The organism is Bacteroidales bacterium (assembly GCA_035299085.1).
Classification (GTDB): domain Bacteria; phylum Bacteroidota; class Bacteroidia; order Bacteroidales; family UBA10428; genus UBA5072.
This window is the reverse complement of sequence record DATGXG010000038.1, coordinates 52314-69979: the sequence shown is the minus strand read 5'-3', so window position 1 is coordinate 69979 and position 17666 is coordinate 52314. Positions and strand designations below refer to the sequence as shown.

Here is a 17666-nt window from a genome sequence, read left to right as displayed (position 1 = left end):
AATGGTTATGTTGGAATGGAAAAATAAAATGATGCTCCTTCATCTAACTTACTTTCAGCCCAGACTTTCCCTCCCATCCGGTTAACTGCTCTTCTGACGATGGCGAGTCCGACTCCCGTACCTTCAAAGTCTTTTTCTGAATGCAGCCGTTGAAAAACAGCAAATAGCCGGTCAATATATTTGCTGTCAAAACCAACACCATTGTCTTTTATATAATAGACGTTATAAGATTCAGACGACAAACTGCCAATTTCAATGCACGGATTTTCCTTTTTAGAGGAATATTTTATCGCATTATGGATCAGATTCACCCAGATCTGATATATCATGGGCGCATCAGCATGACACACGGGCAGGTTATTTATGATGATGTTGTATCGGTTTTTAGTTTCTGAAGTCAATTCAGATACTATGGACTGAACCATTGTTACCATATTAACAGAACTGAACCGGATATCCTGTTTGCCTATCTTTGAGAAAGTGAGCAATGCGACAATCAGATTATCCATCTTACGGATATTGTACGTAATTGAATTCATGAGATTCAGGCCTTCCTCATCCATCGAAGAAGCATACTTTTCACCTAAGATTGAAGTATAACCAGATAAAGCACGAAGCGGCGCTCTCAAATCATGAGAAACCGAATAACTGAATGCTTCGAGTTCAGCAGTCTTTTCCTCCAGTTCCAGGGTCCTCTGGAATACCCTCCCTTCCAGTTCAATATTGAGTCTTTTAACTTCGTCTTCAGCTAACTTCTTTTCTGTGATATCGGAAATAAAACCTTCAAGCGCCACCAGTTGATTTTCATTGAAAACTGCTCTGCCACGTTCCCATACCCATCGTAGCCTGCCCGATGCTGTATTAATCCGGTATTCAAGTGTATATGGATTTTTCGCTTCCACAGCCGATTGAACTTTATTCCGTATTTCCTTCAGGTCTTCTTTATGAATGAGAGAACTATACAGCAGTTTAGAATCTCCTGTAAAATTCTCTGAAGGGTAACCGGTAAGGTTGTAAACGCCTTCACTGATATATTGCAACGTCCAGTCCTGATCATTGGAACGCCGGTAGACTACTCCATTGAGATTATTATTTAAGGTATATAACTTCCTGGTGCTTTCTTTTAATTCGGTTTCTTCACTTTCGAGGATGGATTGGAGCCGCCGATTATACATCAGAACCAGGGAGAACGTAAGCAGGATAAGTAAAGCCTGGTAAGAATAGATTACCACCTTTTCAAAATTACCAGACTCCAGATAATTATTGGTCTGATTCTCAGAAATAAAAAATACAAGTATGCGGATTACATTAACAACACAGTATAACGCAAAGACAAGGCCGACTCCAAAAGTAGTTTTTTTCAGATGTGAAGGACTACGATACCACACCAGGATGCTGCATTGCGAGCATATGATCAGCATGGCAATGCTGATATTCAGATCTCTTAAGTCCAGGTCAGGATGAATAATTCCGGCCCAGTAATGAAACACTGTAAACCCGGCCAGTACTATGTAATTATGAATATTCCGGACTTTTATATCCAAAAACCTCTGTAGTCCGATCAAACCGAAAAGGGTCCCGCTGATCACAAAAACATTTGCGACTACGATAGAGATCCAGTCCGGTATAATCCCCCTGAGAGTGATGAATACTAACGAGAAAGTCTGCAGGCAGAAATTAATAATCCAGAATCCGGTTCCCTTAAAACGATTCTTGTTCTGTGCGAACAGGTAGACGATTACAATAACACTGACTATGTCGCTGATCAGGAAACTGAACAGAATAGTGCGCATATCAATAAAATCCATGAAAGAAAGCTTTTACAGTTGCAAACTAACAATCTTTACTTATTACCTTTATATGTGAAGGAAGCAGGTAGGGTTTCATAATAAAAATAAATAAAAATTCCGAATGCCGGTGATCCGGTTGAATTTTTAATATGCATGCATTGCATAATTATTATTATTCAATTATTTCACACGAAGAACAATGAAGTTTTCAGAATTTTATTATTTTTGAAACTGCACCCAGTTGTTAATGAAATTCCTAATAAACATATTTTATGGTAATATTTGAAGATGCAAATGTAAAACTTGACTTCGTTCCTGAAATCCCTGCTATTATTTGGAAACCGTTGAGGTACCTTGCCGGTGATACATGGAGAAAACCCTTTGTTACCGGAATGGATTTCATGGAGGAAAAAATCAAGTCTATGCCCAACCTGGGATGGATTAATGACGCAAGACTTCTCAAAGTTGTCAAACCGGATGATCTCATGTGGCTTAACTCAAATGTAAACGATCGGGCTTATCGTTTCGGAGCCAAAAAAGTGGCGTTTGTGTTACCTGAAAGTGCGTTTGGCAAACTGGCAGTTAAATTTTACGTGGATTACACAAACAAAAGGACTGACAATCAATTCCAGATCAAGGCATTTAGTACCTTAAATGACGCGCAAAACTGGATAAGTTCTTCAGTTAGTGTTGAAGTAAAAGACGTCAATATTTCATAAGCGCGTTTTAAGTTCCTTTTTTTCCATCCAACCCCCACACCCGTTTTTTTTGACCGTGAGGTTTTCATACCTCACCCTTAGAAGTTTTATCCTTAACGGAGAGTTCTGATTGATTCTCCTTTAAATCCGTTTTGTAAGAACGAATAAGGGATGATATTGCGGCAATGACAAAAGTTAAACTAAATATTTCAGTTTTATGAGCAAAACTAACAAACCTGACAAAAGCTGTAAAATAGCCGTTATAGGTATTGGCTGTATTTATCCCGGTGCACACAATCCCCTCCATCTGTGGGAAAACATCCTGTCACGACGACGCCAGTTCAGGGAAATGCCCGATGTGAGACTTCCCAATCACGATTATTATGATCCTGATCCGCTTGTTTTAAACAAGACATACCAGAATAAAGCAGCAGTCATTGACGGATATAGTTTTGACTGGCTGGATAAAAAAATACCAAAACAGACTTTCGAAAGCACGGATATTGTTCATTGGCTTGCTCTTGACACGGCATTGCAGGCTATTGAAGATGCCGGTTACAGCAGGAATAATTTACCGGGTGAGAAAACAGGAGCTATCCTGGGAAATACCCTTACCGGTGAATTTACCCGGTCAAACCAGATGTTGCTTCGCTGGCCTTATGTAAGAAAAGCGCTTCGCGAATCGGCAAAAAAGAAAGGATTGTCTGACATGGTGGATGAACTCGAAAGCACCATGGAGGCCTATTATAAATCGGTGTTCCATCCGGTTACCGAAGATACGCTGGCAGGCGGACTTGCCAATACAATCGCCGGCCGGATATGCAATTACCTCGATGTCCATGGAGGAGGATATATTGTTGACGGGGCATGCTCATCCTCGCTGCTGGCTATTGTTACGGCAGCCAATTATCTTGAATTGCACCAGATGGACATGGTTATTGCCGGCGGAGTTGATATAAGCCTGGATACTTTCGAATTAATCGGTTTTGCAAAAACAGGGGCCCTCACTTCTGATGAAATGCGGGTTTATGATATAAACGGCAGGGGATTTCTGCCCGGAGAGGGTTGCGGAATGGTAGTATTGAAGAGGCTTGAAGATGCTATCCGCGATAACAACCCGGTTTATGCGGTTATTGATGGCTGGGGTATTTCGTCCGACGGCAAAGGCGGAATCACGGCGCCCAGTGTGGATGGACAATCAAGAGCCCTTATCCGGGCCGGAGAAAAAGCCGGAATTGATCCGGTGGAACTGAGTTTTATTGAAGGACACGGAACCGGCACAAAAGTCGGCGATAAGGTTGAAATTGAGGCCATCACCAATGCCCTCCAGCGCAATGGAGAATTACAATCAAGGCATTGCGGTGTGACATCATTTAAATCAATCGTCGGACATACCAAAGCTGCTGCAGGAATAGGAGCTTTTATTAAAACAGCAATCGCTCTGAACCGCAGAATCATTCCTCCCACTGCCAATATTAAGGAACCAAATCCTGTCTTTGTTGAAAAAGCCAGGTGTTTATACCCTGTCATTCATGGAGAAGTAAAAAACCCATCTGATGAATTGTATGCAGGGGTATCTGCCATGGGTTTCGGTGGAATCAACAGCCACGTGATCCTTCATTCCGGAAGCCGGCCGTTCGTCAAACTCGAACCGGTGCTGGAAGAGAGAAAACTTATGGCCTCTGTGCAGACTCATGAATTGTTCCTTTTTACCGGCCATACCAGGGCGGAGGTGATCGAATCCCTGAAGGTCAGCCGCCATAATGCAAAAGGTATCAGCTATGCAGAACTGTCTGACCTTGCCTGTTTTCAGAACGAAAAAATTGATTTTACCGGGGAATACCGTGCAGCTATTATAGCTGAAACGCCATTTAACCTGGAAAAGAAAATTGATCTGTTGATTACCCGATTGAATGAATCGGATGATTCATCGATAATCCGGCTGGAATCCGGCACAGTTATCGCCGGGCAAAAAAAGGAAAACCTGAGAATAGGAGCTGCTTTCCCGGGCCAGGGCTCACAACGGATCAACATGGCCAGGAAACTGGTGGAGCGTTACGACTGGGCCAGGACAATGGTAAAAACAGCTGCAGATCTGTTTGAAAGGGATAATTCATCTGATCTACGTTCATTCATTTTTCGTGATCAGGAAAGGGCGTCTGATAAGGACCAACTCAAATACTGGCAGTCGCAGCTAAAGCCAACCGATATTGCTCAGCCAACTATTACACTCGCTTCACTATTGTGGTTCGAATACCTTAAACGCCTTGGCATTCGCGTATCCTGTGTTACAGGTCACAGCCTGGGAGAATTGATGGCCTTTCATGCAGCGGGTCTTTTACCTTTCGATTCGCTTCTGAGTCTTTCCATATTCAGGGGAAAATCGATGGCAGTAAAAGGTTCAGGTAGTATGGCCAGTCTCCAGTGTTCTGCGGTTGAGGCTCAAAAATTTATTCAAAGGGTGAAGGAATATGCAACTATTGCCAATATCAACGCCCCGCAACAAACTGTAATCAGCGGAACATCCGCTGCCATTAAGAATATTCTTCAATTAGCCTCAGAAGATCAGATCTCAGGTGTTGAACTTCCGGTTTCTGCTGCTTTTCACTCCGATCTGATTGCCGATGTGGCCGGCGACCTTGCAGGTTTCAACCTGCCTCACACATCGCAGAAAAATCCGGATATTGCGTTAATCAGCAGTATGAACGGAAATATCCTTACGGAATGCAACGATTTGAATACGTATTTTGCATCCCAGGCTACCAGTCCCGTCGATTTTATAAGTTCAGTAAACACCCTGAAAAAGAAATGTGATATTGTCCTCGAAATAGGCCCGGGAAGAGTTCTGAGCGGATTGATTTCTTCTATTGATCCTGACCTGCCTGTATTTCCTGTTGAACCAGTCGCCGAAGATGACCTTTCGCTGAATGTTTTGTTGGGTGCTGTATTTGTATCAGGTAGTCCTATCAATACCGAAGAATTATACAAGGACCGGTTGATCCGTCCTTTTATTCCGGCAAGTTTGAAAAATTTCATTGTCAATCCCCTCGAAAAGCCATTCCCCGAGGTTGAGGTTCCACATCATGAAAGCAGGGAATCTTTCCATGAATTGCTGGATATGAAACCCGGAAATGAATTCAGGAATTATCTGAAGAAGAGGGGTTCCTTCATTCGTGAAATGGTGGATACCGATTACAGGCATTTTAAAGAGATGCATCCGGCCGGAGAAGTAAATGAGCCCAAGCCTGTATTGCATACCAAACCGGTTTCAGCACCTCAGCAGAGTGATACTCCTGAAGTACAGCAGCTTGTGTACAGAAGAATTCATGAAATGACCGGGTTTAACCAGGAAACTTTAAATGATCAGCTACGGTTGCTGGATGATCTCAACCTGGACAGCATAAAATCGGCTACACTGGTAAACGGTATTGCCAAAACACTTGGAATTCCCGGCAAATTAAATGTATCATTGCTATCAAATGCACCAATCGGCGAATTGATTCACAACCTCCAAACGGTAATCGGGCCTGGATCTCAAAAGGTTTCGAATCAGCAGAATTCTGCCGGGAAAACAACTTCACTTACAGATGAAATTTACCTGGAACTGGCACGTCGAACCGGTTTTCCGCGGGAAGCCTTATCCGGTGAAAACAGGCTTCTCGATGATCTGAACATGGATAGCATAAAAGCTGGATCCTTCATTTCACACCTGCAGAAAAAATTCAATATTCAAAAACGAATAAACGCCGGAACGCTTGCAAACTCTACAATTAACCAGATCATTAAGGAGTTTTCAGATAATACGACTCCTGAGGGTGTGAACGAGAAAGGCAATGATTACACTACAGATTGGGTTAACTCCTATACGGTTGAATTACAAGAGGAATCATTACCGGTTGAAGAACAGCATTTTAATGAATTCTGGAACGAGAAATGCCTTGTGATTCTTCATGATGAAGATATAAATCCGGACCAGTTGAATCTGATCACCGGAAAGCTTCCTGTAAGAGTAATATGGGTTAAGTCCGCTGAAATGAATACGCTTGCCTCATTTCAAAACTGCTGCATTTTAGTTCTGGTACCCCGGGATCCGCTGAATGAATCAGCCATCAGGAAAACCGTCAGGTTACTCACTACATTAACGTCCCGCCTCGATGAAATGGAAATGATCGGCTTCCTGCAGTTCAACGACGGGTTATTTGTGAAGAATATCCACGGGGCGAAGCAGGTTCCCGGCGCAGGTGTGGTATCATTCGCGGCCAGCCTGCATCATGAAAGACCGGAGTTGATGATCAGGGTTGTGGAAACCGATAAAAGCATTCAGCCGGAAACCGGAATCAGGTCAGTCATGCAGGAGTTTCTTACTGAACAGCGTTTTGATGCGGTCGGATATGATGCCTCTTTACTCAGAAGACGGATGGCCTACAGGGCATTAGCGCATGAGAATGTAAATGATATTGCGGATGCTCCATCATCGGGCGATGTTTTTGTCGCCACCGGCGGTGCAAAAGGGATTACGGCAGAATGCATGTTCGCACTGGCAAAGGAATCAAAATGCAAAACGGCTCTTTTAGGCAGTTCCGCGGTAACATCTGAAATTGAATCGTTGCTTGACCGGTATCGCAAAGAAAATCTCGAGGTCAGTTATTACCAGTGTGATATTACAGATGCACTGACTGTAAAGAATGCAATCAGCGATATCTGTAAAAAATATGGCACTATTACCGGTGTTTTACATGGTGCAGGAAGGAACGTCCCGGCAAAGGCCGAAAGGGTCGCATATGAGGACGCGCTGAAAGAAATGGCGCCAAAAATCTCCGGGTTTTTTAATCTTCACGAGGCGCTCCAACAATTCAGCATTAAGCATTACATAGCGCTCACTTCGATTATCGGGATTACCGGAATGCCCGGAAACAGCTGGTATGCTTTCTCCAATGAGAACCTCGATTTGTTTCTGCGTTCAACTGTTGCGAATTCAAAAATTCAAATACGTACAATCGCTTACAGCATATGGGACGAAATCGGTATGGGTGTAAGATTGGGCAGTAACAGTCACTTGGCATCCAGGGGAATAGGCTCAATCAACCCTGAAGCGGGTATCAGGGAATTTCTTTTCTGGGTCAACCATGAAAATACCGATCAGCAAATAGTGATTTCAAGCCGGATGGGGGGACTGGATACATGGAATACGATAAAACCCATGATAACGGCAAACCGGTTTCTTAAGGATATCCGGTCTTATGAACCGGGCAGGGAAATTTCAGCCAGGGTGGAATTGGATGCATCAACAGATCTTTACCTGAATGATCACAATTATTCAGGTTCCTTGTTATTTCCAACCGTGTTCGGTTTGGAAGCCATGGCCCAGGTATCGTGTTTCCTGGCGGGAGTTTCAAAACCTGCAGGATTTACTATTGAAAACATCTCGCTCAGACGGCCGGTTGTGGTTCCTCCTGTAGGAAGCATGGAAATCGGGTTATCAGCCCGCCTGATGGAGAACGGTCAACCGGGCAATGAGAGTATCCGAATTTTTGCAGGGATCTCCACTGAAGATTCCGGTTTCACCGAATTCCATTTTTCAGGCGAATTCACCATCCACACTGAACCAATTGAAGTTTCAAAGCCGGTTCAGCTTCCCGATGAATTTCTGAAAATCAGTCCAGAATCCGACCTTTATTCCTGGCTGCTGTTCCAGGGTCCGAAATTTCAGCATATCGATAAAATGGTTTCCCTCGACAGGGAAGAGGCTGCTTTCATTACAAAAATGAACGGCAGTGATGGTTCCCAGGAAGCCTGGAGTGAGGAGATCCGTTCTCCTATGATTGCCGGCAATCCTTTACTGAGGGATGTTCTTCTCCAGTCGGTTCAGATTTACCTTACCGGGAAGAAATACCTCCCGGTATCCATAAAAAGATGGGATATTTATGATACGGGTGTTCTGAATAACAGGGGCCTGGTCAATAGCGCCCTGGTTGAACAATCGGAGAACAGGGCTCTTTGTAATGTGGAATTTGTTTGCAACGACAGGATTGTGGAGAAGATCACAGGCTATGAAGTCAAGGCTCTTGAATCAACGCCGCAATATCCCGATGCAACAAAGATTGCAGCGTTGGATACACTTTTCAGGGAAAAGTTGAATGCTGAAATGGACCAGTATGAATCGTTTATCGATGGTAAACTTCATATAAATCTTTATAAACATGATAAGGAGTTTAACAGAACAGACAGGAATGAAAGGCATGAAATCGAAAACGGTGTATTCAGTTCCTGGATCAATACTTTTCAGGATATTGAAAAACCCTGCACGATAGCCTGGGCTCCTAACGGAAAGCCTGTTTTAGAAAACAGACAGGTGAATATTTCACTGTCACATAGCCGCTCCGTTCTGATGATGACTATGGGAGCCGGAGACCAGGGATGTGATATCGAGTATATATGCAATCGCGAGAGGGAAGAATGGGAGCAACTCACCGAAGGTAAATTTTCAACGGTGCTGGAACAGCTCAAAAACATTGATCATGATGATGATGTAAGCTTTACCAGGATATGGTGTGTTAAGGAAGCACTGATCAAATCACTGGGTATGGTTCCGCTGGATATACGCATCGAAAAAACAGAAGGAAAAGGAGTTTTCTTCCGGGTGCTGGCGACAGGGAATGAATCCAGGACGGTCCTGACGTTCCCGGTTGAATTGTTGCCATCCAATACGGTAATCATTTCGACCCTTGTTACGTTGAAAAAGTCCGATAACGAAGAGTTAAGGACTGCTCAGGTATCAACTGAAGTAAACTTTAACAGGGACCTGGGCGCTTTCACACATACTTTCCTTACTACATTTCGGGATTGCCGTGGATTTTACGGTAAAACGCATTTTACGAGCTTTATCGACTGGATGGGAAGCCTCAGGGAACTGGTGCTTACCCCTATCGGAAAAGAAATGCTGAACGACCTGGGGTCAGGCGAATACGGAATGGTGACCAATGCGTCAGAGATCAGGATAAGCCAGGAAGCCGGAACCCTGGACCAGGTAACGGGGAATCTCCGGATCACGGATCGCTCGGATCTTCCGAATAGTCTCATTGATCTGGAATTCATGTTTTACAAAAATGAAAAGGGAAAGAAGAAAGTGCTGGCTGATTGCAGTCTTTCCACAACCTGGGTGAAAATTGAAGACAGGGGAGTGGTTAAAAAAGCACCTATTCCGGGATATTTCATTGAGTTTTTAAAGAAGTACAAAGCAACCCATTCACCGGAACAGGGTATATTCAGCAAAAACGACTTCCCGCAGATGGACCTTGCAGGTAAACCGGTATACAAAACGGATAATCAGCTTCGGCCACCGGTAGTACTGCATGAAAATACTTTTTCCACAGGACTTTCCCACAGCAATACAGTGGGTAACTTATATTACTCGAATTATTATGTATGGCAATCACTGATGATCGATGAGTACCTTTATCAGCGCATCCCGGATATTATGACCGGAGCCGGAAGAAAGGGCGAGTTTCTGACGCTGCACAGCACCGTAAACCATCTGCAGGAAGCCATGCCATTCGAAGATATAGCAGTTTCCATGTACATCCGGGAATTAACCGGTAAAGGCATAACCTTTTATTTCGAATACTTTAGTGTGGCCGGAACGACCAGGCGCAAACTGGCCTACGGTTCCAATTCGGTTGTCTTTTGCAAAAGAACCGATGAAAACAGCATTCCTGTAATGACTGAGTTACCGGTACAGCTGGTTGGTGAAATCACCAGGTTGGTGACAATCTGAATGCGGGTCGCGCGTTCCAATCGTGCCGGGATCACTAATAAAAGGGCGACCCATGGTCGCTTTTTTACTTTTGGAATGGCGTACATGAATAAACACTGATCAAGATGAGCGACATTATGGTTATTCTTTCAATTCTACCATAATGTCGCCCCTAACGGTGCTATTTAAATAGCCAGCAACTTGATTTAACAGTGTGAATCTGATTTGGAATAGCTAATATGATATATTTGGCTACCTTTCGGATAAGCTTAAAAAAAGGTAGATCTTCTGTCAGATTATGAATAGATAATGAACAAATCAGGCCGGTGCAATTATGTTTGATAAACTGGTTGAAATAATTAAAAACAACAAAGAGATCTGGTCGCAAATTGAAGATTCATTTGTTGAGATTTCGATACCATCAAAAACCGTTTTATTGCATGATGGTGAAATATCGCATCATATTTTTTGTATTAAAAAAGGCTGCCTGAGACAATGGTTTAATAAGGACGGGAAAGATATTACATTACAATTCTTTTTTGAAAACCAGCCTGTTGCCTCTATTGATAGTTTTTTAAACAATGAACCCAGCCTGTTCACCATTGAAAGTATTGAACCTTCAGTAATCGTTTTAATCAGCAGGGAAACTTTCAAAAAGATTAATGAAGTTTTTCCGGAAGTAAGGGATGGTTTTAATGAATACCTGTTTCAACGTTTCAGAAATTACGCCCAGCTTTTTCTGTCGCGTATTAAAGACTCACCCAAAGAAAGATATGAAGACCTGGTTAAAAACCATCCTGAAATCATTAAGCGGGTTCCGCAACATTATATAGCTTCGTATTTAGGGATTACGCCTATTTCGCTCAGCCGGATAAGAAACCGGAAGTAAGTCCATTTCTTAACAATTGTTATCGTTTGATCGTGATTTTCTGAGGATTTTTGCTCAAAATAATCTAACATGAGACAACGATTCGTTAAGCAAACACATACAAACACCGCGTTTGTCATCCTTGATACAAATAAATGCGAAGCATGCTGGAAATGTATGGACGTATGTTCTCAAAATGTCATTGGCCGGATCAATCTGCCGTGGCATAAACATATCATATTCCGTAACGGCATTGCATGCACAGGCTGTAGGAAATGTATGAGAGTTTGCACGACTGGTGCAATAAGGAAACACGACAATGAATAGGAGGGTACTCTCATGGATAAAAACATAAATCGTTTCATCATCAACCCGGGATTACTCATTTTTGGCATGGCATCTGTATTTTCAGGAATTTTCATCCAGGTGAACTATCATATGGGTCAGCATGGTGATCGGACATTAAATGAAACAGGAATTACCTACAGCGATTGGTCCGCATTTCATAAGATTTCAATTGTTGCATTTTCTGCATTTATATTGGTTCATATTTACAGGCATTGGAAATGGTACAAAGGAGTGATTACAAAGAAACTCATATCAAAAAACCAACAGGTTCTGGTATTATCTTTACTTTTTATCCTTGTTGCGCTTACAGGATTGATCCCCTGGTTTATTGATTTATTGAACGGCGATCAAATCGTGCGGGAAAGCTTCATTGAAATTCACGATAAGCTTGCCCTAATTCTTTCTGTATATCTTATCCTGCACATCGTTAAAAGACTGAGGTGGTTATTTAAATGAAAGCACCTGGATTGCATTCTTTAGGTGGTTTGCCCCCTGGCTACCATGCCGTCGGAACTTTTTTTGTCCCTGAGTGTTAAGGTGTAAAAGAACCTGCCATGAAATACAACCTTGTTGTTTTTTGTTTCATTTTTTCATTTTTACCCATCATAATTTTCGCTCAAAATGAAAAAAACTGTGAACAGCGTTTTCAGCAAATCGAAGCCAACAAAAAGATGGTAACTGAATTTTACCAGCAACTTTTTGGCGATAAAAACCCGGAAGTAATTTTAAAATACCTGGCTGAGGATTACATCCAGCATAACCCTGCACTTCCCGACGGACGTAAAGCATTGTATGATGCAGTGAAAGTCTGGTTTAAAGATGCTCCAAAAGAAAAAGTTGATCTACAGCGGATCGCTGCCGACGGCGACCTGGTTTACCTGCACGTCAGAAGCAAAATGGGAAATAAAACAGTGGCCGTGGTGGATATCTTCAGGATCGAAAATGGCAAAATCGCTGAACACTGGGATGTAATCCAGGAAGTCCCTGAGAAGTCAGCCAATCCGCATCCGATGTTTTAAAAGGGCCGGATTAACTTATCGGATTGAAATGCATTCAATAACCAAACAGATCTACGAATATTATAGGGGATTGATTGCACAATTTAGAAATGATGGTGGAATCTATTCTCCAACTCCTTCATCTCCACCATCGAATATAAGCAGTGGTGCCCTTGGTTTTTTCAGAGCTTCTTGTGTTCAATTTGTTGAAGTAACTTTACCTTATCCACCCAATTAATTAGCTATTCTTGAAATTGTTATAATCATAGTAGTCGCCTTTTGGTAGCATGGATTCTTGTTCCTCTTGTATTTCCTTTTCTAACTGTACCAATTCTTCCTTTGGATCATCAATAATTGGATTCAGTTCGACAGCCCTTTTGCGGCTCATTGACGCCTTACCTTCCGTTGCTTTGGATAAGTTGTCAAGCATTTCACGAATGTTTTTAGGCCTGATATCTTGAAATTCATAGGTTACCTCCAAATCATTGAATCTCGGATCTATCCTTGCTTTTTGACCTATTTCAGCATCGACAGTTTTATTCATTTCTTTGAGTAGATTAATGCGATGCAGCAGGCCTTCTGTTAAAACGCAGCCTAACAAGCGGTCATAGCCAATAACATTTGTTTTTCTTCCATCACCCATCACAGTTTGATTGCCTTTCGAGCTTTTATTCGGAATTTATAGATTGTCGTGTAACTTTCTTTTCCATAGATTGTTTCACTTGGCATACAATTAAATTTCACAAAAAAATGAAACGCAGGCTATTTCTTCAATTTCCCGTTCTTGCAACAGTATTGATTTCTACAAATCAAATCTATGCAAAGGACAAACCCAATAAAACCTATTCTAAAGAAAGACCAAAAAAAGGCTTTAAAGTAAGTTCTGGAAAAGACAGGTTTCAGAAGGAACTTAATATTATGGGTGGTCAATTTAACCGTATTGTATCTTCCCAAGATACCGATGGTGATTTGTTAATTTACAATACTTTTCGACAAGAAAAGGGCGGCCCGGCATTTCATCTTCATCATGAACAAGACGAATGGTTCTATGTGATCAAAGGAGAATTCACCGTAAAAGTTGGTGAGGACACTTTTACTATAAAACCTGGAGACTCTGCATTTGCACCAAGGACGATACCTCATGCTTTTGCCAAAATTAATGAAGGCGAAGGACAACTTTTAGTGTTGTTTCAACCGGCCGGTTCAATGGAGGATTTTTTTGAACAAATAAGTAAGCTCGGTAGTAACATTCCAAAAGATCAGGAACAAGTGCTTAAGAATTTGTATGAAACACATGGAATGCAAGTTGTGGGACCACCTCTTAAATTCTAAGTAAATAGCCTTTCCTCAAACCGCTCATTCACCAGTTAAAAGGCACATATCGCAAAACCTCAGGCATTGTGCTTTCATAACCAAGACAGAAAATCCATAACAACGATGACAAGCAATTACAGCGACAAATCATTTATGAAGTCAATTGCATCTTTATTTTTTGTTATTATCTCTGCAAATACTTTTCCTGATTAATACGGATCTTCGATATGCGATTCTTGAATACCTGATTGTGTCTTTTCTTATGATCGCGATGATGAAAACAGTGATCCGCTGTACAATGCGCTGAAAGTATGGTTTAAAGACGCCCCGAAAGAAAAAGTCGATTTTCAGCGGATTGCAGCCGACGGCGATTTGGTATACCTTCACGTCAGAAGCAAAATGGGAAATAAAACGGTGGCGGTTGTCGATATCTTCAGAGTTGAAAATGGCAAAATCGTCGAACACTGGGATGTAATCCAGGAAGTTCCAGATAAATCAGCGAATCCGCATCCGATGTTTTGATCAGAAGAGGTTTTATCTGACGATTTTTCGTAAACCACTGATATCCTGTTTTTAGCCACGAATTCACGAATTGAAGACAAATAAAAATTAATAACAAATGGACTCGAATGGCTGAAGGCTTTGCCTTCAGGCGACAATATAGAAAATGGAGTACTACCTGATATACTGTCCGTCCCCATACCATAAGTACAACGCCTACTGACCCTGATGCCCGCCTCTGAAAAAACGCGTTAAGAAAATTAATTCACGAAGCGTTAAGAAAGAAAAGCTGTCTGATCCCGATCTAGAATCTGTAGGATTTCAGGACACTGAAATTCACAGAATTCTTGATCGGGAGAGTTCTTTTCTTTTAGCGCAGTGAATTAATTTTTAGCGATTTTTTCAGCAGCGGCGGCATTTTTTGGTCACTTTTTTTTGCTGCAGAAAAAAAGTGACTCAGGGTTCGGGGCGGATAGCCCCGATAGAATAAATCCAGATATTAACAACTGATCGTCTTATCATTGGGTGATCCTTTAAAAGGTGTTCTTACTATTAATGACGGCGCCTGATGCAGGCAGTGCTTCAATCAAAGCACCGTGGGTTGGCCAGGACAAAACGGGATGCCATTGAGCGGTGGCAGAGCGGGGAGGAAGGAGAAAATGATATGCACCTGTCTAACTCATAAATGGCCCTGTCCAAGGGATTGTCATGACCATCTTTTGCCCTCTGCAGATTATCGGGCACATAATAATCCGGAACAATACCATGCCCTTCGATATATTTTCCATCAGCAGTTGTGTATAATAAACCTTCAGGAGTATAAACCACCTGCGAACCTATCCGGAATGTCCATCCGTTTGGCAAAATCCGGCTATGTACCTGCGAAAACGCCCCGCATGTCGTATCGCCAATTAAAACCACTTTTTTCTGTGATTGTAAGCCTTTAATAAAAAATTCCGATGAACTCGAAGAATAACTGTTGGCAATAATGGCTACAGGCTTATTCTTGCACCCAATTGATGACGGATGTGTATAATGGTCAAACATCTCAGATAAATCACTGTGACGCTTACCATTGCGAAATCTCGACTTCAGGTAAAGCTTCTTCTCGGTACAAAACAGATCTAAAGCATGCTGGAAATTTTTAGTGGTGCCACCCCCGTTAAACCTGATGTCAATGACAACAGCATCACAATCATTGAATTCCCGGGCCGCCTGCTCAACAAAACTTCTTAAGTATGCTGTTGAAAACGTGGGAATATGAAGATATCCGATAACAAGTGAATCATATAAAATCCTTCCTTTTAAAAATCTGTCCCCGGGTTCGCCACTACTGGCTCCTTGTTCCAGATAATTGTCTTTAATGCAATCAAAAATGTAGTGAGTTAAGCGAGTGTCCTGGGTACAGGTATCTCTAAAGAAAGATTTACTTCTTCGGTTCCATGATCTGTATTTCCTTCCCTCAGCATTAATATCGGCATGTCCGTCATTTAAGGCATCCAGAAGTTTACAAATAGACTTAAACAACTGGTCATTATCGGAAGCGGCATTGAGATTTTCACCACAAACCACTTTCAGCGAGTCCCAATTAATCCGTTTTGCATTAAACGCTCCATAAAAACAGTCAAATTCAGTCCAGAATGCATCAAATACCTCCGGCGGTGAATCATTGAACTCTTCCTGAATCATATTGCTCTCGCATGAAATACAAATAATTATAAGTGAAATAAAAGCCAGAAAATTCCTCATGAACTAAAAAATAAATGTGAGACCGGCACTGTAAATGCCACTTACTGATCTTAAAGGTCTTGGTACCCGGTCCGAAATATAACGGTACTGATACCTTGCATCAAAAGCAACTTGTTGTGAAAACCGGTATTGATAATGAACTAAACTATTCAGAACTTTCAGGCTACCAAAGGATTGAACTTTAAGATTGTCTTCAATATGCTCCATTTGGCTGATATGATCACCTGTCTGGGGATTGGAAATATAATAAGGTTCGCGTAAAGCAAGAGATATTACAGGAATTGTGATATCCAATCCAAAATAATGCTTCTTCTTTCTATATTGCAATTCAACACCGGGAGCAACAGAGCTTAGAAATATCTCGGGATCATCTTCCTTTAAAGTGTAATTACTTGCATTCATACAATTCATTAAAACATACACTGATAAATTACCTTGTAAAACCAGGCGTTGATAGGAGTAATCAACATCAACCAGTAAACTTTTCATTTGCTTATACCTTTGTTCTACCAATCCTTCGGTATAAATGAAATTTTCAGGTCTTCTTGTTATTTCAGAATACTGAACGGTAATCAAATGCCTGTGTCTGGTAGAAGTTAATGCAAACGAAAGGCCCCAAAACATATGATCACCGTAAAATTTCTGGAAGGAATACATCTCATCTATGGATGCAAGGTTCCAGAGGCCGCCAAAAACCGAAATTTCCACTGGTGACTTTACAGAATCATTTAAAGATTGATTGGCATAGCATGAGCATCCAAAAGCAAACAGAACAAACAGGAAAACCAGAGTATTTTTGCAGACATTCTCTGACGTATATTTCATTGCGAGGGAAATGGAATCAAATTCGTTCACAAGATGAGCATTAATAACGGTTAGGGTGAATTAAAACAGGTAATATTCCTCAACATCACGTTTGATATATGATTCCTATATATCCTGGTTGCGGAAGTAAAAAAAGGCTGCCTGGTCAGGCAGCCTTTTAAATATTTGAAAGATCTAAAATTACTTCAATAATATATTCATCAGCCAGGCCGCCAATGCTAAACCGACCAATAGCCCTATGAACATTAATGCATTTTTTACTTTGCTTCCGTTTTCAGGCACAGAAGGATCATTGGTAACGTTAGTGTTGTCCGAATCATTATTTTTCATACTGATTGAAATTAAATGTTGTGAAATAATCGGGATAAATACCCTTCGACTCCCTTCGACTCCCATCGACAAGCTCAGGGTAAACGCTCAGGGTGACGTCGTAAAAAGACGCCCGGGGACAACATCTAAATCAGCAGAACACAAATAAGATCAAGACAAGGGTAAATGGTGTGTTTTGTTTCAGGAGTTTGATTTTTGCAAAAATAATAGTGAAGAGGCAGGTTGCTGTATAAGGGTGATTGATGCTGGTAGCCGTGACCCTTAACAAGGTTCAGAACGGAATGAGACAGAGTTCTCTCGTTCGGATTAGTTGAATTAAAATCAGCATTGAAATGATTGTTTTCAAAACACAGGTTTTTCAGGTTGGCCGATTTATCGGAAATTTCCTGGGAATAAGCGGGTCTGAAAGACAGAGGAATGATAACCAGGATAAAAAAAATACGCAGTAATATGCTGTTTCTGAACCTTTCCATACAGCCGCAATATTACAAT

Annotated in this window: 12 protein-coding genes; 6 read left to right on the top strand and 6 right to left on the bottom strand. The window is 41.6% G+C overall.

The annotated features are described in order from the left end of the window. Positions 1-5: 5 nt before the first annotated feature. Positions 6-1808 carry an ATP-binding protein gene (locus tag VK179_12465; GenBank protein HLO59551.1) on the bottom strand — a complete coding sequence of 601 codons (1803 nt, stop codon included), beginning with the start codon at positions 1806-1808 and terminating at the stop codon, positions 6-8. 254 nt (positions 1809-2062) lie between these two features. Here VK179_12465 and VK179_12460 point away from each other — a divergent pair, with 254 nt between their 5' ends. From VK179_12460 to VK179_12440, 5 genes are all read left to right on the top strand, one after another. Continuing rightward, positions 2063-2509 (top strand): hypothetical protein, encoded by a 447-nt coding sequence (locus VK179_12460; GenBank protein ID HLO59550.1) that lies wholly within the window; start codon positions 2063-2065, stop codon positions 2507-2509. Positions 2510-2705: 196 nt separating this feature from the next. Beyond that, positions 2706-10262 (top strand): SDR family NAD(P)-dependent oxidoreductase, encoded by a 7557-nt coding sequence (locus tag VK179_12455; GenBank protein HLO59549.1) that lies wholly within the window; start codon positions 2706-2708, stop codon positions 10260-10262. A gap of 313 nt (positions 10263-10575) precedes the next feature. Continuing rightward, positions 10576-11130: a Crp/Fnr family transcriptional regulator gene (locus VK179_12450; protein HLO59548.1), complete on the top strand. Its 555-nt coding sequence runs from the start codon at positions 10576-10578 to the stop codon at positions 11128-11130. 318 nt (positions 11131-11448) lie between these two features. Beyond that, the gene (locus VK179_12445) at positions 11449-11913 is read left to right on the top strand and encodes a DUF4405 domain-containing protein (protein HLO59547.1); all 465 of its coding nucleotides are present in this window, start codon (positions 11449-11451) and stop codon (positions 11911-11913) included. Positions 11914-12011: 98 nt separating this feature from the next. Then, the gene (locus tag VK179_12440; protein HLO59546.1) at positions 12012-12476 is read left to right on the top strand and encodes a nuclear transport factor 2 family protein; all 465 of its coding nucleotides are present in this window, start codon (positions 12012-12014) and stop codon (positions 12474-12476) included. Positions 12477-12693: 217 nt separating this feature from the next. On the opposite strand, the gene VK179_12435 is transcribed toward VK179_12440, so the two are convergent. Next, entirely contained in the window at positions 12694-13098 is a 405-nt protein-coding gene (locus VK179_12435; GenBank protein ID HLO59545.1) for a phage portal protein, read from the bottom strand. A 107-nt stretch (positions 13099-13205) separates the two neighbouring features. Between VK179_12435 and VK179_12430 the strand changes: the two genes are divergently transcribed. Then, on the top strand, positions 13206-13787 hold the full coding sequence (locus VK179_12430; GenBank protein ID HLO59544.1) for a cupin domain-containing protein: 582 nt from the start codon (positions 13206-13208) through the stop codon (positions 13785-13787). 1065 nt (positions 13788-14852) lie between these two features. Here VK179_12430 and VK179_12425 read toward each other — a convergent pair. The 4 genes from VK179_12425 to VK179_12410 form a co-directional block, all read right to left on the bottom strand. Further along, complete coding sequence (locus VK179_12425) at positions 14853-16019, bottom strand: S41 family peptidase (protein ID HLO59543.1); 1167 nt, start codon at positions 16017-16019, stop codon at positions 14853-14855. A gap of 3 nt (positions 16020-16022) precedes the next feature. Further along, entirely contained in the window at positions 16023-16844 is an 822-nt protein-coding gene (locus tag VK179_12420) for a hypothetical protein (GenBank protein ID HLO59542.1), read from the bottom strand. A gap of 180 nt (positions 16845-17024) precedes the next feature. Next, positions 17025-17174, bottom strand: coding sequence for a hypothetical protein (locus VK179_12415; protein HLO59541.1), 150 nt, complete (start codon positions 17172-17174; stop codon positions 17025-17027). A 125-nt stretch (positions 17175-17299) separates the two neighbouring features. Continuing rightward, positions 17300-17647: a hypothetical protein gene (locus tag VK179_12410; protein HLO59540.1), complete on the bottom strand. Its 348-nt coding sequence runs from the start codon at positions 17645-17647 to the stop codon at positions 17300-17302. Positions 17648-17666: the final 19 nt, after the last annotated feature.